20 protein-coding genes and 2 pseudogenes are annotated in these 20400 nt (G+C 67.3%); 11 read left to right on the top strand and 11 right to left on the bottom strand.

The genetic code is table 11. The features are described from left to right. Positions 1 to 10 precede the first annotated feature (10 nt). From ATK36_RS23960 to ATK36_RS32460, 7 genes are all read right to left on the bottom strand, one after another. Positions 11 to 754: an SDR family NAD(P)-dependent oxidoreductase gene (locus ATK36_RS23960; protein WP_098513547.1), complete on the bottom strand. Its 744-nt coding sequence runs from the start codon at positions 752 to 754 to the stop codon at positions 11 to 13. Then, positions 751 to 1428: an O-methyltransferase gene (locus tag ATK36_RS23955; protein WP_098513546.1), complete on the bottom strand. Its 678-nt coding sequence runs from the start codon at positions 1426 to 1428 to the stop codon at positions 751 to 753. Before ATK36_RS23955 ends, ATK36_RS23960 begins: the two co-directional genes overlap by 4 nt. A gap of 17 nt (positions 1429 to 1445) precedes the next feature. Further along, positions 1446 to 3206, bottom strand: coding sequence for a M3 family metallopeptidase (locus tag ATK36_RS23950; RefSeq protein WP_098513545.1), 1761 nt, complete (start codon positions 3204 to 3206; stop codon positions 1446 to 1448). Next, positions 3203 to 4324 (bottom strand): outer membrane protein assembly factor BamB family protein, encoded by a 1122-nt coding sequence (locus ATK36_RS23945; protein ID WP_170069884.1) that lies wholly within the window; start codon positions 4322 to 4324, stop codon positions 3203 to 3205. The genes ATK36_RS23950 and ATK36_RS23945 overlap by 4 nt, the downstream gene beginning before the upstream one ends. Positions 4325 to 4382: 58 nt before the next feature. Then, complete coding sequence (locus ATK36_RS23940) at positions 4383 to 5729, bottom strand: MATE family efflux transporter (RefSeq protein ID WP_098513543.1); 1347 nt, start codon at positions 5727 to 5729, stop codon at positions 4383 to 4385. Between the two features lie 7 nt (positions 5730 to 5736). Next, positions 5737 to 6987, bottom strand: coding sequence for a tetratricopeptide repeat protein (locus ATK36_RS23935; RefSeq protein WP_098513542.1), 1251 nt, complete (start codon positions 6985 to 6987; stop codon positions 5737 to 5739). Between the two features lie 70 nt (positions 6988 to 7057). Then, entirely contained in the window at positions 7058 to 7198 is a 141-nt protein-coding gene (locus ATK36_RS32460) for a hypothetical protein (RefSeq protein WP_170069883.1), read from the bottom strand. 393 nt (positions 7199 to 7591) lie between these two features. On the opposite strand from ATK36_RS32460, the gene ATK36_RS23930 reads away from it, so the two are divergent. From ATK36_RS23930 to ATK36_RS34795, 6 genes are all read left to right on the top strand, one after another. Next, positions 7592 to 9553, top strand: a complete 1962-nt coding sequence (locus ATK36_RS23930; protein WP_098513541.1) for an elongation factor G — start codon at positions 7592 to 7594, stop codon at positions 9551 to 9553. Between the two features lie 263 nt (positions 9554 to 9816). Then, complete coding sequence (locus ATK36_RS23925; protein ID WP_170069882.1) at positions 9817 to 10386, top strand: TniQ family protein; 570 nt, start codon at positions 9817 to 9819, stop codon at positions 10384 to 10386. Positions 10387 to 10574: 188 nt separating this feature from the next. After that, the gene (locus ATK36_RS23920) at positions 10575 to 11501 is read left to right on the top strand and encodes a hypothetical protein (RefSeq protein ID WP_098513539.1); all 927 of its coding nucleotides are present in this window, start codon (positions 10575 to 10577) and stop codon (positions 11499 to 11501) included. A 1118-nt stretch (positions 11502 to 12619) separates the two neighbouring features. After that, positions 12620 to 12925 (top strand): transposase, encoded by a 306-nt coding sequence (locus tag ATK36_RS23910; protein ID WP_170069881.1) that lies wholly within the window; start codon positions 12620 to 12622, stop codon positions 12923 to 12925. 105 nt (positions 12926 to 13030) lie between these two features. Then, positions 13031 to 13414, top strand: a complete 384-nt coding sequence (locus ATK36_RS34800) for an IS3 family transposase (protein WP_098515142.1) — start codon at positions 13031 to 13033, stop codon at positions 13412 to 13414. Between the two features lie 91 nt (positions 13415 to 13505). Beyond that, a complete protein-coding gene (locus ATK36_RS34795; RefSeq protein ID WP_098515141.1) occupies positions 13506 to 13826 on the top strand; it encodes an IS3 family transposase in 321 nt (106 codons plus the stop codon). Positions 13827 to 13893: 67 nt separating this feature from the next. On the opposite strand, the gene ATK36_RS34930 is transcribed toward ATK36_RS34795, so the two are convergent. Continuing rightward, complete coding sequence (locus ATK36_RS34930) at positions 13894 to 14406, bottom strand: NsdA family TPR-like regulatory protein (protein ID WP_479722930.1); 513 nt, start codon at positions 14404 to 14406, stop codon at positions 13894 to 13896. Here ATK36_RS34930 and ATK36_RS23890 point away from each other — a divergent pair. Beyond that, entirely contained in the window at positions 14321 to 15028 is a 708-nt protein-coding gene (locus ATK36_RS23890) for a terpene synthase family protein (protein WP_483860565.1), read from the top strand. The two genes, ATK36_RS34930 and ATK36_RS23890, sit on opposite strands and share 86 nt — an antisense overlap. A 376-nt stretch (positions 15029 to 15404) precedes the next feature. Next, a pseudogene (locus tag ATK36_RS23885) lies at positions 15405 to 15608 on the top strand (IS66-like element ISFsp10 family transposase); the annotation flags it as partial. Positions 15609 to 15727: 119 nt separating this feature from the next. On the opposite strand, the gene ATK36_RS23880 reads toward ATK36_RS23885, so the two are convergent. After that, on the bottom strand, positions 15728 to 16087 hold the full coding sequence (locus tag ATK36_RS23880; RefSeq protein WP_098513534.1) for an HPF/RaiA family ribosome-associated protein: 360 nt from the start codon (positions 16085 to 16087) through the stop codon (positions 15728 to 15730). 490 nt (positions 16088 to 16577) lie between these two features. After that, positions 16578 to 17597 carry a fatty acid desaturase family protein gene (locus tag ATK36_RS23875; protein WP_098513533.1) on the bottom strand — a complete coding sequence of 340 codons (1020 nt, stop codon included), beginning with the start codon at positions 17595 to 17597 and terminating at the stop codon, positions 16578 to 16580. A gap of 645 nt (positions 17598 to 18242) precedes the next feature. On the opposite strand from ATK36_RS23875, the gene ATK36_RS23870 reads away from it, so the two are divergent. From ATK36_RS23870 to ATK36_RS23860, 3 genes are all read left to right on the top strand, one after another. Continuing rightward, complete coding sequence (locus tag ATK36_RS23870; RefSeq protein WP_098513532.1) at positions 18243 to 18446, top strand: cold-shock protein; 204 nt, start codon at positions 18243 to 18245, stop codon at positions 18444 to 18446. Between the two features lie 542 nt (positions 18447 to 18988). Then, positions 18989 to 19192 carry a cold-shock protein gene (locus ATK36_RS23865; RefSeq protein WP_098513531.1) on the top strand — a complete coding sequence of 68 codons (204 nt, stop codon included), beginning with the start codon at positions 18989 to 18991 and terminating at the stop codon, positions 19190 to 19192. A 98-nt stretch (positions 19193 to 19290) separates the two neighbouring features. After that, the gene (locus ATK36_RS23860) at positions 19291 to 19872 is read left to right on the top strand and encodes a DUF6292 family protein (protein WP_245915056.1); all 582 of its coding nucleotides are present in this window, start codon (positions 19291 to 19293) and stop codon (positions 19870 to 19872) included. Between the two features lie 311 nt (positions 19873 to 20183). Here the strand turns inward: ATK36_RS23860 and ATK36_RS33790 are convergent. Further along, positions 20184 to 20309: pseudogene (locus ATK36_RS33790) on the bottom strand (acyl-CoA dehydrogenase family protein); the annotation flags it as partial. Positions 20310 to 20400: the final 91 nt, after the last annotated feature.

Here is a 20400-nt window from a genome sequence, read left to right as displayed (position 1 = left end):
ATTCTCCCCCTCAGACCAGTGAGCCGCCGGAGCCGCCGTCCACCCGGAACACCGCGCCGTTACCGGCCTTGCCAAGCCCGGCGAGGGTGGCGAGGGCCTGATAGCACGGTTCGAACCCGATCAGCTCGTCTATCACCAGGTCGGTGTTGGACCTGCCGAGAAAGGTCCGGGTGATCGCCTGCTCGTCGACCCCGCGCTGCTCGGCGACACGGCGCAGATCCGCGACCTTCTTCGGGTCGGCGATCGGTCCCAGCAGCAGGGTGGACACGCTGGCCCCCGAACCGCGGAACCGGTCGGCCATCGTGGTCGTCAACACCCGCAGCGCCGCCTTGCTCGCCGCGTACACACCGGACTGCGCACGGGCATGGAAGATCGAGTCGGAGTTGACCACCACACAGGCACAGGGCTGTTCCGGCGGCCTGGCGGCCAGCAGCTCCGACAGCAGCAAGTAGGGTGCCAAGGTGTTGGCGCGGAACACCGACTCCAGGTCCGGCAGTGCGTGCGGTCCCTGCCCCGGGTAGACGACGGCGTTGTGCACGATGAGTTCCGGCGTCGGCCCGATTCGTGCCAGCACCTCGGTCACTGCGGCGGGGGCGGCGAGATCGGCCTGGATGTAGTCCAGTTCTCCGGGGACCCGTTCGGCCAGACGCCGCCCGAGGCCAGTGACCTTCCAGCCGTCCTCGGCCAGTCGGCGCGCGAAGTGCGCACCCAGCCCCTGGCTGGCGCCGATCACGAGGGCACGCCCGCCGGTCATGACACCCTCCGCTGGCTGACCATGAGCCCGTTCTCGGTGCCCACGAAGGCGGAGAACAGCTTGGCCGCGCGGCTGACCGCCACGTTGTAGGCGTGGATCGCGGCGCGCTCGCGGCTGTCGTCGCCGGCGTCGTTCTCGGCGCTGAAGTCGCCCTGCGCGAACGCGTCGTCAGCGATGAGCAGGCCGTCGTCCTCCAGTAACGGATAGCATGCCTTGAGGTAGGCAGGGTACGCCTTTTTGTCCGCGTCGATGAAGATCAGCCCAACACTGGCGGGGGTGAGGGTGGCGAGGTACTCGGTGGCGTTGCCGACAACGACATCCACCCTGTCGGCGACCCCCGCCTCAACGAGGTTGGCTCTGGCCAGTTCCGCAGCGACCGGGTCGTTGTCGATGGTGGTCAGCCTCCCGCCGGGAGGTAGGCCGCGGGCGATGTGGATCGCCGAGTAGCCGAACAGGGTACCGATCTCCAGTGCGCGGGCGGGTTTGCGCAGCTGGGTAAACAGTTGCAGGAGCCGGCCCGCGTTGTCGTCGATCTGGATGGTCGGCATGCTTCGTTGCAGCAGCGACTCACGCAGGACACCGTCGAGCACGGCGTCCCGAGGGCCGAGCACGGCGCGGATGTAGTCGGTCGGCAAGGTGGGGTGGGCAGGGGGACTGGTCATCGAGTCGGTCATGCTGTCGCTCCGCTCGTTCACCGCGCCCGGTCGTAGAACTCGAAGACCGCGCGCACATCAGGTTCGTTGCTTGGCAGGTCGAAGTCGAGGCAGGAGGCGAACCTGCCGCGCTGGTCGCCCATCGCGGCCACGGCGGCGAGTGTCGCGTCCTGGAAGGGCCGGAACTGCTCGCCGCTGTCCGCGGCTCCCCACAGGTAGGCGAAGTAGGCGCCGGGGTTGGCCTGCAGCATCGGCCAGGTGAAGTAGGGCAGGAAGTCGTCGAGCGTGCAGTGGGCGCTGATGCCGAACCGTTGGTCGAGCCGCTGGAAGGACTCGCGCACCCCGCCGTCGGTGTGTCGGTAGACGTCGAAGTCAAGCGCGGCGGTCACGGCCCGGTCGACGTAGGTGCGCCGGTACTCGATCATCTTGATCCGCTGGCACCAGCTCAGGCCGGCGTGGTCGCTCTCGGACATCCCGAGGTGATCGGCGAAGGCAGGGTGGAACACCCACTTCTCGAACCACATGCTCAGGTACTCCAGCCGTTCCAGCGGCAGGTATTCCAGACCGGACTGGTTGGAGATGCGTTTGCGGATGAGCAGGTGGTTGATCGCGTGGCCGAATTCGTGGAACAGGCTGTGCGCGTTCTGGAACGTGATCCGCTCCTCGCCCTCGGTTCGGCTGAACCGGCACGAGACGTAAGCCACTGGCAGCTGGACCAGCCCGGCCCAGTCGGTCCGGTTGCGGATTCCCTTGGTGTGATTGGCCTTGAGCGCTTTGCCCTCGTCGTTCCACAGATCGAAGTCGATCTGTCCGACCTCCTGGTCGCCCGCGCGCACGCGCACGGTCATCACGACGTCCTCGGTCCGGCTCACCATCTCCACGGTCAGCCCGAAGGCGCCGGCGGCCACGGCATAGACGAAGTCCAGACAGCCACGCAGCGGCAGCTTCGGCACCTCGACCGCGCCGACGAGGGTCTCCAGGTGGCGTCCGAAGTGGTCCATGGGATTGTCGACCGCGCCGGTGGTGGTGCGCACCTCATCCTCGAGATCGCGGTAGCTCGAGAGGGCGTGATCGAGGTAGCGCTGTAGGAACGCGTCAACCTGCGCCTCGGTGACACGGCACTTGGTCAACGTCTCGTCGAGCACGGTGTGGTGTCCGCGTGCGGTGCTCTGCCTGCGCAGCTCGCCGACCATGTGGTCCACGAGGTCGACGAGTTCGTCCTCCTTGCGGTCCCGCAGCGCACGCCACGCCCTGGCCAGCTTGGTGCGGCTGACGGGGTTCGCGATCCTCGCGGACATCTTGTAGAACACCGCGGGTGGGTTGACCGCGCCCACCTCGACGCCGAGCTTGGCCAACAGCGCGGCTTGGTCGTCGGCGAGCGCGGCGAGCGTGTCCTTGGCGGCGCCGACCAGCCCGGCCATCCGATCGGCGCTCTCGGTGTCGGGTTCGTGCTCCTTGGCCCGCAACTGGTTCACCCAGTCCAGCCTGGAGCGTTCGGCCTCCGGGTCGGTGCAGCGCAACGCCACCAACCGCGCCAGCAGCGCCCGGTCCAGCTCGGGATCCTGGTGGAAGGCCGCGCGCCAGGGCAGCAGCCGGTCGAAGTTGACGTAGCGCTCGTTGGCCTCCAGGTACAGGAAGACGTAGGCCACGTTGTTGTAGATGGAGGTGATCTCGACCAGGGTGTCCTCGGTGAGCGGAGCGTCCGCCAGGATCGCCTTGGTGCGGACCATCATCGCCGAGAGCCGCTCGTCCATCGACGACAGGCTCGCCCGATCGGGCGCGGTCACTGCCGTGGTCATTGGTCCTCCTCGCGGGTCGGTTGGAACCTGAAGTGGTAGATCGAGCCCGTGTAGGACGCGCAGTACATGCTGCCGTCCGGGCCCACGACGGGGGTGATGTCCATGGCGGTTTCGTGTTCGACTAGGCCGAGGACCTGCGTTGTCTCCCAGAGGAAACCGCCGTCGGCGCGGCGCAGCGCCACGATGTTGCCCCTGGTCGAGGTGGCGGCGAAGTCACCGTTGGGCAGAACGGTGAAGGAGGTGTACTCGCGCGAGGCCCCGAAGGGCGCTGTCCACCGCACAGCGCGGGCGTCGGCGTCGAACGCGGTGACGGTCCCGTGCTGGGTGCCCGCGACGACGACCCCCTCGGAGACCGCGGGGCTGCCGATCACCTTGGCGCCCAGGCGTGTGTGACCGCGTTCCGAGCCGGTGGCGCTATCCATGAACACGCACCGACCGTCGACCGGGCACATCATGACGTCCCCGGTCTCGTGTATGGCGACGGGGGATGCCTTGACCGCGACGCCAAGGTCGTGGCGCCAGAGTTCGGTGCCGTCCGGCGCGAGACACAGGGCGTGCTCCCCACAGGCCAGCACGGCGGTGCCATTCGCAGTGGCGACGGGACTGGCATAGGGATCCCGGTGCGCAGCCGACCCACCGTGCTCGGCGTGCCACGGCCGGGGTACCGCGCGGTCGAACAGGATCACGCCGGTCGCCAGGTCCAACCCGATGGCGCGGCTGGTGAACGCGGCGATCATCAGCACGTCGGACCCGGGCAGCCTGGTCGGCGTGGCATAGACCGGGACCCCGGTCTCGGTGGACCACACCACGGAACCACGCAGGTCAAAACACACAACCAGGCCACTGGTCGCAGCGACGACGACATGCCGCCGCTCGGCGTCGACCACCAGCGAGGCGTAGACCGGGCTGTCGAGCCGCTGACGCCAGAACACCTTGGACAGCTCGCGGTCGTAGAAGCGCACGGTCCCGTCGCCTGCCGCGAACACCACCCCCGCGCCGGTGACCACCGCCGGGCTGGAGCTGACCGGGACTGCGGTTGCGTGCCCGGCGCCGTCGTGGTGCACGAGCCGGTCGAGTCCACAGACCGCTGGTTCGCGCTCCCAACAAGAAGTCGGCACGGGGGCCGACGGCAGGCACAGCACGGACTTGCGCGGATCGTGTCGGAACGCTGGTGGACTAGGCAACGCGGACCTCCGCAGGGGACCTTGTGGCTGTGCGGAAGGCACGCCAGTAGATGTAGGCGAGCGCGACGGTGGCGACACCTTTGCTCGCGATGGCCAAGAACACCGAGTGAAAGACGAACACGGACACCCAGGCCAACGGGATGGTCACCAGGTAGGTGAGTGTGGTCGACGCGGTGAACAGCAGGCCGCCCTTCCGATGCACGGTGAGCATCCGGCCCAGCATCTGCTCGAAGAAATATGCCGGCAGGTACAGCATGTATGCCAGGAAGAACAGCTGCGCCAGGCCATGGTCCAAGCCCTCGCCGGCGAAGAGGTCAACCTCCCACGGGAGCGCGACGATGGCCAGGACCGCGGCGAGGGCAGTGGGTGCCGCGGCGTAGCGGCGCAGCGTGCGTACCGTCGCTGCGTGGTCGGTGTCGGCACGGCCCAGCGAGTAGCCGTAGAAGACGAAGGTGGCCTCGAAGCAAGCCTGTGGGAAGCGGCAGAACAACGTATAGATCTTCGTGGCCACCAGCGCGGCGGCGAGTACCTGCACGTCGGTGGCGCCGATGAACATGACCGGGACGACCGAGCCCGCGTAGTCATTGAGGTGGCGGGCACCGACACCTGGCCCGGTACGCAACTGGCCGAGGAACTCCTCGGTCACCGCCCGCCGTGACGGCCGCGCCCACCGCTGGCCCCTGGCCCGCATCCGCACCGCGAACATCCATCCGGCCAGCACGACCATGACCAACTGGGCGGCAACGGTCGAGGCGGCCACCGCGCTCTCCGGCGACGCGAACCACGCCTGCCCGCCGGTGTAGAGGAACGCCCAGTCCAACACCGCGTTGAGGCCTAGGCCGACGAGCAGGACCACCAGCGACATGTTGCGGGCGCCGCAGATTTTCAACGCCTCGTTGAGACCGTAGTAGAGCACCACGAACGCGGCACCGAGCATGCGCGTGCTCACGTAGTCGCCGATCAGCGGGACGATGTCGCCCTTTTGACCGAGCAGGGTCAACGCGGGCTCGGAGAAAGCGGCGACACCGAAGGCGAGGAGTTGGCACAGTACAACCATCACCAGAAGGGCGCCGGCCAACACGGGCAGCCTCTGCGCCGTCGTCCGTTCTCCCTCGGCCAGCGCCAGCCTGCTGCTGAAGGACTCGACGACGCCGAGGAAGAACGCCAACACACCCGTCACGAGTAGGTCGCCCTGGCCGACCGCGGCGACGTGCTGGACCCCCTTGGGGGCGATCATCGCCAGGTCGACCGCTCCGACCCCCGTTGTGGCGAAGCCGAGCACCACGATCAGCGAGGCGAAGCTCCCGTAGTTACGCGCTGTGAGCTGGGTGTGTTGCATGTCCTACCTACTGGTCGTCCGTGGATCGCGTGGGTGTCGGTTCCGATCTCCCGGCGGTGTACTCCAGTACACCGGCGAAGTGTCGAATCGACGGATGCGAAATCCTACTCGCGGCGGCGAGACCAGCCTTTGCCACGGGTTCACTCAGTGGCGCCAGTTCGGACAGGCGCAAATAGTATTCAACGGCGACATCGAACTGTCCGACCTTTTCCCGGCATTGTGCGGCGCTGCGCAGATGGTTGCCGTAATAGGGTGGGCCAAGCTCGGCCGCGCGTTCATAGAGCCGGGCGGCTTCCTCCGGTTTGCCTGCCCGCAGGTACACCTCGGCAAGTTCGCCGTAACTGGGCGCCCATACCCGGTCCAACGCGACCAACGCGAACCCGGCCTCCTGTGCCCGGTCGAGGTCACCGGTGACGTGCAGGTGCTCCTTGATGGTCGACTCATAGTAGGTCTTGACCAGGTTGAGCTCGTAGGACCGTGGGTTGCGTTGGACGATTTCGCTCGCGACGTCGTGAGCGTGCTCCATGTAGTAGCGGGTCCGCTCGGCGTCGCGCTCGGCCGCAGGCATCATCGCGACCCCGCGATACCAGGCCGACAGCGACGCCGAGCGAACCCGGTCGGGCGCGCCGGCCAACTCGTGCCCGCGCCGGAGGTACCACTCGTGGTCGGCAGGGTCGACCTCGCTGCGCTTGAGCTGCCAGACCACCGCCTGCGTGCAGGCGTCGAGCACCCGGTCGTCGGGGACCTCGCCGGTCAACGCGGCGGCGCGGGCCCGGCGGAACGCCGCCGGCGAGCCGCGCCCGTCCTCGACGCGGTTGGTGACCATGAACTCCAGCATCGCAACCTCGAAGACCTCACGTGGCCCGCGCCCCATTCCACGAGCGATGGCGAGCACGTCCGACACCCGGTCGAACCGCGACACGCTGATCAGGACCGAGGCGAGCCAGACCAACTCGACGACCGGCATCCGGGACGCGCGCCCCAACGCGTCGACGAGCCTGTCGACCGCTCCGGTCGGGTGGTGGCCAAGTGTGGTGAGCGCGGAATAGTCGATCCCGGCCAGCAGAGCCACTTCGCGCAACACCGCGGGCTCGAACACCTGGGTGAACTGGTAGCCGAACTGGGTCGGGTCGGCGACGCGGAACTGGTCGACGCAAGCCCGGGAGAACAGGTCCACATCCGCGGGCGGCTCGGGGTGTTCGAGGCCGATCAACGCCGCGGTGAAGCTGCTGGGCCGCGGATTCGTGGCGTCGGGCACGGTGGCCCCCTTTCGTGCCGGTCAGGTGGGCAAGACCGCGGGAGGGGGCCAGCCCCTCCCGCGGCGGGGCTCACGCGTTGAGCAGAGCGTCCAGTTCGGCGTCCACCTCGACGTTCTCGAACAGCTCCGGCATCGCCTGGGCCTCGAAGAACATCTCGGCCGAGACCGACGGGAAGAATGCGGGCTTCTTCTCGAACGGATAGTTCTCCACTGTCGTTCCCCTTTCGTCGAATTCAGCAGAAAGCGCCGCTCGGCGACGTCACCTCCGACAGGCGCGGATCAGAAAATATGCGACCAGAAAGGCACGCAACTTCCGGAAAATCCCCAGATGATGCGGCCTCCCAACGCATACAGTTCGAACGTAGGTTCCACGGCCGCTGGGCGTCAATGGCCAATATGGCCAATATGGGACGTTCACCTGCTTGGTCGAACACCGCTGAATCGCCAACCAGTTACTGGACGCGCCCCCGCTCGGGCTACCATGCGGCGTGATCATAAGGTAACGTTGAGTGCTGTCGTTTCAAACAGGGGGTAACCATGCGTAGCCACAGCGGTGTCCAAGGAAACCTGCCGGGCAACACCGACCACAGCGGAGTGGCACAGCGTGGGAACGACGATCAACATCGGGGTGCTGGCGCACGTCGACGCAGGTAAGACCAGCCTGACCGAGCGGTTGCTGCACACCGCGGGCGTCATCGACGAGGTGGGCAGCGTCGATTCGGGTGACACCCAGACCGACTCGCTTGCCGTGGAGCGGCGGCGTGGCATCACCGTGCGGGCCGCAGTGGCGACGTTCACCATGCGCGGTACCAAGGTGAACCTGATTGACACACCGGGACACGCAGACTTCATCGCCGAGGTGGAGCGCGTGCTCGGGGTGCTCGACGGTGTCATCGTCGTTGTGTCCGCTGTAGAAGGTGTGCAACCACAGACTCGGCTGCTGATGCGGACCGTGGCCGAGATGGGTGTGCCCGCGCTGCTGTTCGTCAACAAGGTCGACCGGCGCGGTGCCCGGTGCGCCGACCTCGTCGCGGCGATCAGCTCGGCGCTCTCACCCTCGGTGCTACGGATGTGCGACGTCTCGGATCTGGGCACGCCACAGGTGGCGGTGGCTCCGCGGTCCTTCGCGGGTACGGGGTTCGCCGCCGAGGCCGCTGAAGTGCTCGCCGACGTGGATCCCGGGTTCCTGCAACGGTATGTCGATGACCAGCGCCCGGTCAGCGCGGCCGAGTACTGGCATCGGGTCGCCAAGCGGACCGCTGTGGGCGCTATGTACCCGGTGTACTTCGGTTCCGCGGTGCTGGGTGTCGGCGTCGGACCGTTGCTCGACGCGGTCGTCGACCTGATCCCGGCAAGCGCAGGCACCCCGGCCGACGACCTGCGCGGCACAGTGTTCAAAGTCGAGCGACGCCCCACTGGGGAGAAGGTCGCCTATATCCGAGTCGACTCCGGCACACTGGCGGCCCGGTCACCACTGGAATTGCACCGGGCGGGCCGGATGTCGGTGACTGCACGACCGAGCCGGGTTGAGGTGTTCGACCGCGGCGTCTGCACCGTACCTGCCAACGCACTACCCGGCGACATCGGACGGGTGAGCGGACTCGCTGAGGCTAGGGTCGGCGACCGCATCGGCTGTGACGATGGCACCAGGCGCGGCCGACCGTTCGCCCCACCTGGCATGCGAACCACCGTGAAGTCCGTTGACCGCGCCGAGGCGGAGGCGCTGTACGCGGCTTTACAAGAACTCACGGAGGAGGACCCGCACATCAACGTGTGCAGGGCGGCCGACGGAATTCAGGTATCCCTCTACGGCGAGGTCCAGCGGGAAGTGTTGGAGGTGCTGCTGGCCGAGCGTTACGGGCTGGCAGTCACCTTCTCCCCTATAGAGGTGGTGTGCTTGGAGCGACCAGTCGGCACAGGGTCTGCACTGCACGAGTTCATCCATAGAGGACGGAACCACTTCTGGGCCACGGTGGGTGTTTCCGTTGCCGCCGGCGCTGTCGGATCAGGTGTGCACTACCAACTCGCCGTCGGTCTCGGTGCCCTACCGCTGTCTTTCTACGCGGCTATTGAGGAGTCCGTGACCTCTACGTTGCAACAAGGCATCTACGGCTGGGAGGTGGTGGACATCAAAGTCCGCCTGACCCACGTTGGCTACGATGCTCCCCACAGCACCGCGGGAGACTTCCGTGGCGTGACACCTTTGGTCCTGATGCAAGCCCTCCGCCGTGCAGGCACTCAAGTCCTGGAACCCGTCGACTGGTTCCACGTTGACTGCCCGATCGCCCACACCAGCACCGTTCTCTCCACCCTCGCCGCAGCTGGCGCAACGCCAGAAGCACCTGTCTTCACCGGTGACAACTGTGCGATCGAGGGCATTCTGCCTGCCGCGTCAACGCAGCGCATCCGCCAAGCCCTCCCCACCCTCACCCAAGGCGAAGCCGCCATGGCCTCTCGCCCCCACGCCCATCGCCCTACCCAAGGTCAACCACCCCGCCGCCCTCGCACCGATGCCAACCCCCTCAACCCCAAGGAATACCTCCTCCACACGACCCGCCGCGTCTGACTACCCGAGATGGAACCGATCTGACGGATCGGATACCTGGCGGACCGGTGCCGGCAAGCTGGCCCGACTACGTCGCTCTCGAGATCGTCGAGCACACCGACGTCGATACGCTGGCCGTTGTCCAGGGGATGGACATCGTGCACCCCGAACTGAAGTCGCACCGAGGACGAGACCATGCAGCGGGTCGACAAGCTGAACAAGCTCCGCCACAGCGGCGACTATGTCAGCGGCGCCGACGAAGCACTGTGGTGGGCGCTGTGCTGGTGACCAGACCCCGACCCCGCCCGAAGACCGGGGTCCAGCCGCTTCCCCGCAGTCTCGATCCGCTGGCCGGCGAGTCGCTTGTCGGCTACCTGCTGCGGCTCGCCCACCGGCTCGATCTATCACCTGCCAGGGTCGCCGTACTCACCGGCCTCGCCGACGCCCACCTGCCCAGCATTCCCGCCGGCCGTCTGCTTGCCCTCACCCCTGACCACGCCGCGGCCTTCGCCCGAGCGACACACCTGTCCACCGCGGAAGTCACCGCGCTGACCCTGATCAGCTTCGCCGACCGCTACCCGCCGGTGAATCCCGCGTTCTCCGGCCGCCAACGCCAGAACCACGGGATCTTCGTCAAAGAGAACTGGGTGTTCTCCCGAGCCAGCCGCTACTGCCCCGACTGCCTGGCCGGCGACGGCAGCCGATCCAAGACCAGCACGGCGGGGCCTGGAAACTCACCTGGCGGCTGCCCGTCGTGTTCGCCTGTCCGCTTCACCGACGCCTGCTCCGCCATACCTGCCCAAGCTGCGACCAGCCCGCCCACCATCGCGCCACCGGCCAGGTCCAACTGCTGACCCAACCCGCCAGCGCCGAGCTGCATCCAGTCGAGTGCCGCAACTCCATCGCGCCCACGCACAACGGCACTCGCGGGCGCATCTGCCAAACCCGACTCGATGGTCCGTCGCACCGGGGACCGGATCTCCCCGGTGACAGCGAGTTCCTTCGCTTCCAAACGCGGCTGCTCGCCCTGCTCCTCGCGGACATGCCGGAGACGATCACCAGCGTCGGGCAGCCCACCGACCCCGCACGCTACTTCGTTGACTTGCGCCTGATCTGCTGCCTCATCGCGTCATCCTGGCCTACGGCCGGCGATCTCCTCACGCCCGCCGCGCCCGCCGCACAAGCAATCGACGAACACATTCGGAACACCCGCGAGCAGATTGACGCCATCCGCCGTTCCGGCCACGCTGCGCGGGAGATCGCCCTTTACGACAAACCGCCCCTGGATTCTACCGTTGGCGTGTACCTGCTCGTCCTGGCCAACCAGATCGCCAGCACGGCCGACACCGACAGAGTCCGCACACTGCTACGCCCGCTCGTGATCGCGGCGCCGGCCAGCGCGTCCCTCTGGACCCGGCAGTTCCTGGCCGGCGGCGGGCACTGCTCGCCCGGCTTGCGCACCGCGCTCGGTCTGGAGATCAGAGACCGCAACGTGATGAAGGAGCTCGGTGTTCGCTGCCGACCACGGTCCCCGCGTCCGCAGCCGGTTCGGTTCGGCATCCAGCACATCCCGCAGCATCTGCTGGCGGAATGGCACACCGAACACCTTGCTCACATCACCGACGTCAAACCTCAACTGCTGCGTCGCGCCGCGGCGGCCCGCCTCGCGCAAATCTGTGTCGGCGGACATGCCGCCGAGGCCGCGGAGCTCCTCGGAATCCCTTACTACGCCAGCGAAAACGCGCTCGCCGTCGTCAAGCAGAAGCTCCGAGGTCAAGCCTCTGACGCCTTCGACACCGCCATCCACAGCATCGCCCACCACCTCGACACCGCGGCCACTCGGACCGACTACGGCAAGCGGCGCGACGCGCTCAAAACCTGGTCGTTCTCGCACGACGAATGGGAAACCCTGATCGCCGGCCTGCCCACGCACCCCATCTCCGGCCCCGTCCGCCCCTACATCGGTTGAGGCGACAGCAAACGCCTGCTCGCCTCCGTCTGGGTCTGGGTCCGCATCACCCACGGCGAGCACGTCCTCGCCCCAGCCATCCGCCCCAACGTCGACCAGCCCCGACCAGGCGGGCCGATCATCCGACACGTCCACACGAGATGGCCGCTCATCAGCGCACGCCAGCCCACAGGCCACTACGTCGCTCTCCGGCAACGCCTCGACACCTTCGCCGACACGCTCACCGCGACCATCGACAATAGCGAAACCTGAGGTTCCTGGCCACTCTACGCGTCCCAGCGCGCAATGCAGGACCGTGACACAGCCTTCAGGGTGTGAGCATCAGCAGTTCACCTGTTTCTGCTAGTCAGCCCGCGTTTGCGGGTCATTGCCCGTACGCGCGTGCTGACCGGCAGCTCCACAGATGACAAGCTGGAACTGGGCGAACTGCCTGACTTCTTCTTCTGCCAGGGACTCCACGCCCGTCTGCCCCACCCCACACCGCGATCAGAGCCACTCACGCGCACTCGCCAGCCTGCTTTCTACGAGATCACCTCTGGGGTACCAATCGGTACCGAGGCCATTCGGCTGACTGGGCTACGGGAGTTACGGTCCATCGGTTCGAGCCGATGCCACCCTCGGCGGAGCACGCCATCACCAGCGAAGCGACCAGGCTGTTGCGATCCTCATCGGCCCCGGGGCCGACGCCACGTGGTCTTCTTCGAGGTGGTTCTCGAGCCGGTTGAAGTTGCGGTCCTCATCGACCCCGGAGGGCCGGTGGCGCTGGCCGAGGCCCGCGACTACGTCGCAGCCCTGATCCGCATTGCGATCCTCATCAGCCCCCGGGGCCGATGCCACGCGACATGCGCGCTCGGGTTATCCCCTGACGCAGCGTAGTTGCGATCCTCATCGGCCCCTGGGGTGGCCGATGCCACCGTCGTGACCGCCCTTGAGGGTTTCCAGCCCGTCAACGTTGCGATCCTCATCGGCCCCTGATGGCCGATGCCACCGGGGCGGGCCACTTCCCGCTCAGCGCAGTACAACTCAGTTGCGATCCTCATTGGGCGTGACCCGCTTTGACGGACATCCAAGATCAGGAGGCGTGTGCCTCCGGAAGGATGTCCCTCATCATGGAGACTATGGGCAGGAAGAAGCCTCGGGCGCGGTGTTCGTTCACGCGGGGGTTCAAGGCTGAGATCGTCGAGCTGTGCCGGCGCGGTGATCGCTCGATCGGTCAGGTCGCGAAGGACTTCGACCTGACCGAGACCGCCGTGCGGGAGTGGATCGCGCAGGCCGAGCGGGACGCGGGGACCCGCGCCGACGGCGGGCTGAGCAGCGACGAGCGGGACGAGCTGGCCCGGTTGCGGCGGGAGAACCGCCGTCTGTCCGAGGACGTGGAGATCCTCGGACGAGCGACGGCTTTCTTCGCGAAGGAGACCCGGTGAACGTGTACCCGTTCATCGAGGCGGAGAACGCCGGCAGCGGCAACGTCAAACGCGCATGCGAACTGCTGAAGGTCCCCCGAGCCGCCTACTACGCCCACCGCGCCGCTGAGCCGTCCGCACGCGAACGAACCGACGCGGAACCGACCAGCGGAGATCCTCGCCATCCACGACGAGTCGAAGGGCACTTACGGGACACCCCGGCTGCATGCCGAACTACGGGCCCGCGGGCGGCGGCATTCCCGCAAACGCGTCGCCCGGCTCCTGCGCGCCGCCGGCCGCGCGGGCCGGGCTCCGAAACGGTGGCGCACCACGACGATTCCCGACCCGGCCGCGACCACCCCCGCCGATCTGATCACGCGAGATTTCTCGTGCAGCGCACAAGAAATCAACAAACGCTGGTGCGGGGACATCACCTACATCCACACCTGGGAAGGCTGGCTATACCTGGCCACCGTCATCGACCTCGGGCCTCGCCGGGTCGTCGGCTAGGCCACCGCAGACCACCTGCGCACCGACCTCATCGCCAACGCGCTCAACAACGCCGTCACCCAGCGCCGCCCAGAGCCTGGGGTGATCTTCCATTCCGACCGCGGCTGCCAACACACCTCCACCCAGTTCGGCGACCTCGCCGACAACCACGGAGTGCGCTTATCGGTGGGACGTAAGAGACAGTGCCGGGGACAACACAGTCACCGAATCATTCTTCGCGACCATCAAAGCGGAACTGATCAACCGCCGCGCCTGGCCCACCAGAACCGCCGCACACAAAGCGATCTTCGACTACATCGAAGGCCGGCACAACACCCGCCGACTGCACTCCAGCCTCAGCTACCTCAGCCCCAGCACCTACGAAACCAGACACCACGCGACCCACAACACCACCGACCGTCAGATAGCCTGACACCACCTCAACGACCCCGTCCGTCAAAACGGGTCAACCCCAGAACCGGACGGGGATCCAGGCTTGCTCAGTGTTTCCGTCCCTTCCCGCGCTTGGCCGGAAAACACCGTTGTCGGGCAGTCCCCGGGTTACCGACTCGTGAAAGGCGTTGGCCGACGGTGGTGAGAGCGGCGGTGGTGCGTGCTGAGCGCAGGTGAGGGTAACCGGTGAGGGCGCGGCGCCACATGGTGCGGGCGTCGGTGAATTGGCCCATGTCGAGGAGGAGTTGCGCCAGCAGGGCGAGGGTGAGGGCGCGGGAGCGATGTTCGCCGGCGGGATAGGTGCGCAAGGCGGCGTGCAACGCGGTGACGGCGCCATCGGTTTCGTTGTGCCAGCGCATGATCTGAGCGTTGTGGAAGGCAAGTTCGGCGGTGTGGGACGAGCCGATAACGGGATGTGGACCGGTGGCCTGGGCCAGGTTTTTCCGAGCCGTTCCGCAGTGTTCGAGCGCGGCGGTGTGGTGCCCTAATGCGGCGCAGCACACTGCCGCGTGCAGGTGCAGGAATGACTCTGTGCGGGGTCCTGCGGCTCCGGGTGAAATCGGTCTCCATCACGCGTTCCGTCTCATGTACGACGAAGCCCAGAAAGCCGGTATCCCACCCCGGCACTACGAGAAGTTCGTCAATTCCATCAACGACCTGCTCACAGGATTCCAGGACGAGAAGAAATGGAAGGTCGCCGACACTCCGCCGCCCCTTCCCATCTACAACGCCGTGCGTTCGATCACCGCCGGTGCCATCCCTTACTGCAAGTACGCCCCCGTTCAGCGCGACTACCGCGACCTACCCGACTTTGTCCTCGAACACCCGCATATCCTACGCATGCACTGGCTCACCGGCCTCCTAGTCGCATACCACAACGACTTTATCTCCGCCTTCCGTGAACTCTCCCGCAAGGGCGATGTCGTCAACATCGTCGCTGTCATCGCCCACGAACGCGACCTTTCCCTGGAAGACGCGTGGATGGACGCGATGGAACTTCACGACCAGGCCTTGCATGAATTCATCCTTCTTCAGGAAAACCTGCCCGACTTCGGGGAATGGCAAGCGAAAGCAAAGATCTACGCCGCCGATCTGGGCACGAACGTGCAGGGGATCTACACCTGGCACCACAGAGACGCTCTGCGTTACCGCCCCGCGCCTACGTCGAACCCGCCTTTGTGAGCAAAGAAGTCCTTCCCGAGGTCTGGGCAAAAGAGGAGGCTGAACCCGGAGGGTGACCGTCGCCGCACACCGTGCACGCCTGCCGAGGTCACCCTCGCCCAGTGCCAGGCGATGGCCGCCGGCAAGGCCGGGGCACTGCTGGCTTGCACCTGCGCGCTGGGAGCGCTGACGGGGGCCGACCCCCAACGGGTCGAGCGACCGCATGGCTTCGGCCGCCACCTCGGCGCGGCGTTGGGCGATACTGCACTTCTTGCACTTGAAGGTTTCGGATGGTAGACGGCGTTGTCGTCGTTCTATTCCACGCGTGACAGCTGGAACTCCCCTCGCCGAAACTCGCACCATCGAGATGACGGTCGCGGTAGGGACCGCCCTTGCGGCCGAGCGCGCATGCCGGCCCGTCAAGATCCAGCAACGCACCTCCGGCGGCGCCTGGCGCACCCTGCAAGGCCTCACCGACTTCGCCATCGTCCAGTCCTATCTGGACACAGCCACCCAACGGGGCCGCAGCAAGCTCGACGCCCTCCGCGAACTCTTCACCACCGGCGCCTGGCTACCACCCGCGCTCACACCAGCTGAATAGCTACGAGATGACGCCCGATTCGGTTGTCGATCGGGCCCCCATTCCAGCCCGCCGAAGCGGGCGTCGCAAACGCCGGGACAGCGAACCCGGCTCGAATCCCGATCAGGAACCGGCGCACCTCACCTCGAATTGTTCTCCGGCATGTGCCGGATGGATTCCCCGCCTTTGCGGTGGTCCGTCCGTCCGTATTTGCTCTCGAGCACACTCTCGAGTTTGCGGACGGCGCCGTGGCACGCCTCGTCCACCGAACCCGCGTGGTGGGTGACTGCCACCGCCGGCTTGCCTTCCGGGCGCGCCTCGATCACGCACCGCCGGTCCGCGACGCCTCCGCCGGTTGAGACTTCGTCGCTCAAGTGGACTTCCAGGCGGGTGAGGTGGCCGCTGAAGCGCGCAAGCGTCGACTGGAGTTCGGCCTCGAGCCGCTGGATCAGGTGCTCGCCTCCGTGGACGTTCTTGTCCGTGCTGATCTGAATCTCCATGCGTTGCTCCTTTCGAAGGCCGGTCTGACTCGCCGCCGACGTTCAGCGATTCGATGACGGACTGCGGTGCCACGACGACGGGACCGGGCTTCGATCGGCGAGGACGCGGGCGAAGTCACTCAACCGGGCGTTGTCGGTGTGAGTCTAGTTGCCGAGCCTGAGTGTCGTCGAACGACACGCTCCTGGCGGCTGTCGCGCTTCGTGACTACTCTTGGATCCGCCACGCCGACCCGCATTGAACGCAAGCAGCAATTTTTCGCTTTCCATGACGCCTTACTTCCTCGACATCGGAAAGTAGCCGCAATGAGCAGGAACGTCGCCGAAGCCGAAAGTTTTGCCTTTGTCGACAACGAAGCCGATATCTTCACCGTTCGAGGGTTTTGCTTGCCGCCGATACCGGCGCTCTTCCGTATCCCGCCGGGGCGTCGCGACCACGCAGGGCCCTGCCGCCGTATGCAGCCCGAGACACCGGCCACGCGGCGGCAGCGTGTCATGCGGCTGCGCGGGAGGTGCGCAGTGGTGCGCCGATGGCGTGGAGGTGCGTGAGGACTTGGCGGTAGGAGTCGATGAGGCTGGTTTGGGTGTAGGGGATGTGGTGGGTGTCGCAGAATTGTTGGACGATCGGTTGTGCGTGGCGGAGGTGGGGTCGGGGCATGCTCGGGAAGAGGTGGTGCTCGATCTGGTAGTTGAGCCCGCCGAGCAGGAAGTCGGTGACGCGTCCGCCGCGGACGTTGCGGGAGGTGAGGACTTGTTTGCGGAGGAAGTCGACTTTGGATTCGGTCATGGTGGGCATGCCTTTGTGGTTGGGCGCGAACGAGCAGCCCATGTAGATGCCCCATAGTGCTTGGTGCACGACGATGAACACGGCCGCGAGACCGGGTGAGAGCACGAGGAACACCGCGGCGAGGTAGGCCACGATGTGCAGGCACAGCAGGGCGCCTTCGAGTCGCCGTGCCGGGGTCTCGCCCCGGATGACGGCCTTGATCCCGGAGACGTGCAGGTTCAGCCCTTCCAGGGTGAGCAGCGGGAAGAACAGCGCGGCCTGGTGTTTGGCCATCCACCGGAGGAACCCGGTTTTCAGTCGTGCCTGGGTGCTGGTGAACGCGAGGGCGGGGATGTCGAGGTCGGGGTCGTGGTGTTCGTGGTTGGGGTTGGCGTGGTGCTGGTTGTGTCCGTGGATCCACCACTGGTAGCTGATGCCCACGAGCCCGCCGTGCATCGTGCCGAGCAGGTCGTTGGGGCGGCGGGTGCGGAAGATTTGTTTGTGGCCGGCGTCGTGGCCGATGAAGGCCAGTTGCGCGAAGACGATCGCGAGTGCGGCGGCGATGAACAGTTGCCACCAGGTGTCCCCGAGGAACGCGAACCCGACCCATGCTCCGGCGAACACGGCGAGATTGCCGGCGATTTTCAGCGCGTAGTAGCCATGGCGGCGGCGCAGCAGCCCCGCTGCCCGGATCTGGTGGGACAGGGCCGCGTACTCGCTGCCGGGCTGCGCCGGAGTCGCTGTCATCGCGACCGCGGCGTGGAGCCCGGCGCCGCGAACGCGACCCGCCGGGAACGAAGGGCCCCGCCGACGGGGCGGGCGGGCGCCTGGCCGGCATCGGGATGGCTGAACACGACCGGTGACACGGCGGACGGCGGCCTCGGCGGGTGAAGGGTGTTCCTCATGGTGCGGTCTCCTCAAGAAAATCGGGGTGGCGGCTCCGCGGTCGCGCGGCGCGGCGCCGATGGTCGTCGTGGGCGGGCCAGCGGTGTGCGGCCTCGGCGAAAGTCGTCGCGTATCACGGGGAAACGGAGCGGCACGCTCCCCGCCAGTGGATGGCTCGACGGCCCGGGTCTTCGCCGTTCGGTGCTCCTCGCAACCGGTGTTCACGGCGTCCGGGACTCTCGGCCCTGCCCTCGACGGTACGCGAGCCCGGTCCGCGGCGCGCGGCAGGGCGGCAACGCGTTCCCGGCGCCGGGCCGGATCGACCGGCTCTCGACCGGTGTGCTCCACTGATGCCGGTTGAAGATTTTTGTGTTCGTCATTTCGCTCGCAAGAATGTCGAGCGAGCGTATCCGGTGTCTTTCCCGATTCTCGATCCGCGAGCTCGCGACCCGGTCCCCCTCGCCGAGGCGGTCCTCCCCGGTTCGACGCGACCAAGGAGATTCCCTTATGGCTCAAGGCACTGTGAAGTGGTTCAACGCGGACAAGGGCTTCGGTTTCATCAGCCCCGACGACGGCGGCAGCGACGTTTTCGTCCACTTCTCCGAGATCGCCGACGACGGTTTCCGCAGCCTCGACGAAAACGTGCGCGTCGAGTTCGAAACCGGCCAGAGCGACCGGGGCCCGCACGCCACCGGTGTATCCGTCCTCTGACGTCCGCGGACAGCAGAGGCCATACGGGTGGCGGCCGCGCATCCGCGGCGGGGTACCGGCCTCGAGCCAGTCCGGCAGCGCAGCCGCCACGGCCAGCGCCACCCGACGTGCGCGTGCCCACACCCCGGAAGTCAGGCGTGGGCACCGGCGGGCGGGCGAAGTCGCGGTCGCCACCGCGTCGCCGCGGTAGGCGCAGGGGCGAATGTCGCAGGCTGCCGTCGGACCAGTCGTGGCCAGCGGGGTCGTCGCGGCTCCGCGTGACCCGCGTCAGGAAGCATGGCGTGAACCCCGCTGACCGCCGCGCTGCGCCGTGCTGGCGAGGACCGCCGCGTCAGGGCTGAAACGCGCAGATCGTTTGACGACGGCCGTCGACTGTGGTCAACTGGGGGCGGTTGAAGATTTTTGTGTTCGTTTTTCCTGACGCTCGCAGAGGTTTTTGGCGAGCGTCGGCATCTGCCTTTCCGGCTTCTGCTTTCCGCGCTCGCAGCTGGCCGCCTCGTCCGAGGCCGTGCCGCATGTTCGACGCGACTAGGAGTTCGTGAATGTCCGAAGGCACTGTGAAGTGGTTCAATGCCGAAAAAGGCTTCGGTTTCATCGCCCCCGACGACGGCAGCGCCGACGTCTTCGTCCATTTCTCGGAAATCGCCGGCGGCGGTTTCCGCAGCCTGGACGAAAACGCCCGGGTGAAGTTCGACGTCGGCCAGGGCAACCGCGGCCCGCAGGCCATAGCGGTGTCGGTCCTCTGACCGCCACCGCATCGGCCGGCGGGCCGGCCGCGGCGCCGCGGCCGGCGGGCCGCCCCGCCGTCGTATCCGGCTCTCCGGCCGGCCGCGAGGCGTCGGCCATGACGTCCACGCTCTCCCCTCCGCACGCCGACGGCCCGGCCGCCCGGTTCGCCGCCTCCCACGCCAACGAGCTGCGCGAGCGCGACGAACACCGCGACCGCGCCGCCCGCGCGGTCGCCCGGATGGCCCGGGACCGGCCGGACAAGATCCTCCTGCTGTCGATCCTCGGCCTGGAACCCGCGGCCGAGACAGGCGCACCGGGGCTGGAGTCCGCGCTCGCCGGGTACACCCGCCAGGTCGCCGAGCTGATCGGCGTCCCCGCCGAGGCGGTGACCTGCGAGGTGACCGACACCGCGACCGCCTACCTCGGCCTCACCGCGCGCACCGCCGATCTCCCGCAGCGGGACCTGATGCTCGTGTGGGACGAACGGCTCGGCTGGTCCGTCGCGATCGAACCGCGCGGCGACGACGAACCGCCGGTGATCTGCCGCCTCGGCCGCCAGATCGCGCCGCCCCCGGCGACCGTCGCGCAGTTCGTCGCCGACGCCCTGCGCGGGAGCCGGCACGGCCAGCTCAGCCCGGTACCGGCGCGGCTCGACCGGGCGATACTGGCCGCGCAGATGACCGGCTCCTCGGCCTGATCATCGCCACAGCGGGCAGCAACGCCGTCCAGCCGGGGTGACACGCCGGCTCGCCATGACGCCTCCAACCACGGAGAACACCGACATGGCGAGGGATGCGCGCATACAGCAACCGCTGAATCCCCGGCCGTCCAAGCGCAACAACCGGCGCGGGGATTGAAGACGCGCAGCAGCGGGCAATCGCTCGGAGTGTGCGTATCAACCAGGAGTCCGAACGGAACCCGGTAGTCCGCGCGCCGTTCCCGGGGTTTCTGATCAAGCCGGGAGACCGGTCGGCGCTGAAAGCCGGGCGCGCGGCGGGCACCGGAGGTCCCGCGCGCAATCTGGTCCGCCTTGGTGCGTTTGAGGCAGAGGTTCGCCGAATGCCCCCACGTCATCCCGATGCCGCCGTGCAGTTGGACGGCTTCCGCTGCAGCCGTCACCGCGGCCTCGCCGCAATAAGCCCGCGCACGGAGACCGTGACCGGCACATCCGGATCACCGGTCGCGAGCGCCGCTGCAACGCGGATTCGACGCTCGTGAACAGATC

Origin of the sequence: Amycolatopsis sulphurea (assembly GCF_002564045.1) — a bacterium.
GTDB lineage: Bacteria > Actinomycetota > Actinomycetes > Mycobacteriales > Pseudonocardiaceae > Amycolatopsis > Amycolatopsis sulphurea.
This window is presented reverse-complemented; position numbering and strand designations above follow the sequence as displayed.

Excerpts from the sequence above, each read along its gene's own strand:
- ATK36_RS23875 (WP_098513533.1), bottom strand. The coding sequence starts at position 17,597 with ATGACAGCGACTCCGGCGCAGCCCGGCAGCGAGTACGCGGCCCTGTCC.
- ATK36_RS23860 (WP_245915056.1), top strand. The coding sequence starts at position 19,291 with ATGACGTCCACGCTCTCCCCTCCGCACGCCGACGGCCCGGCCGCCCGG.
- ATK36_RS23880 (WP_098513534.1), bottom strand. The coding sequence starts at position 16,087 with ATGGAGATTCAGATCAGCACGGACAAGAACGTCCACGGAGGCGAGCAC.
- ATK36_RS23950 (WP_098513545.1), bottom strand. The coding sequence starts at position 3,206 with ATGACCACGGCAGTGACCGCGCCCGATCGGGCGAGCCTGTCGTCGATG.
- ATK36_RS23865 (WP_098513531.1), top strand. The coding sequence starts at position 18,989 with ATGTCCGAAGGCACTGTGAAGTGGTTCAATGCCGAAAAAGGCTTCGGT.
- ATK36_RS23960 (WP_098513547.1), bottom strand. The coding sequence starts at position 754 with ATGACCGGCGGGCGTGCCCTCGTGATCGGCGCCAGCCAGGGGCTGGGT.
- ATK36_RS23920 (WP_098513539.1), top strand. The coding sequence starts at position 10,575 with ATGCCGGAGACGATCACCAGCGTCGGGCAGCCCACCGACCCCGCACGC.
- ATK36_RS23870 (WP_098513532.1), top strand. The coding sequence starts at position 18,243 with ATGGCTCAAGGCACTGTGAAGTGGTTCAACGCGGACAAGGGCTTCGGT.
- ATK36_RS23910 (WP_170069881.1), top strand. The coding sequence starts at position 12,620 with ATGGGCAGGAAGAAGCCTCGGGCGCGGTGTTCGTTCACGCGGGGGTTC.
- ATK36_RS23940 (WP_098513543.1), bottom strand. The coding sequence starts at position 5,729 with ATGCAACACACCCAGCTCACAGCGCGTAACTACGGGAGCTTCGCCTCG.
- ATK36_RS23955 (WP_098513546.1), bottom strand. The coding sequence starts at position 1,428 with ATGACCGACTCGATGACCAGTCCCCCTGCCCACCCCACCTTGCCGACC.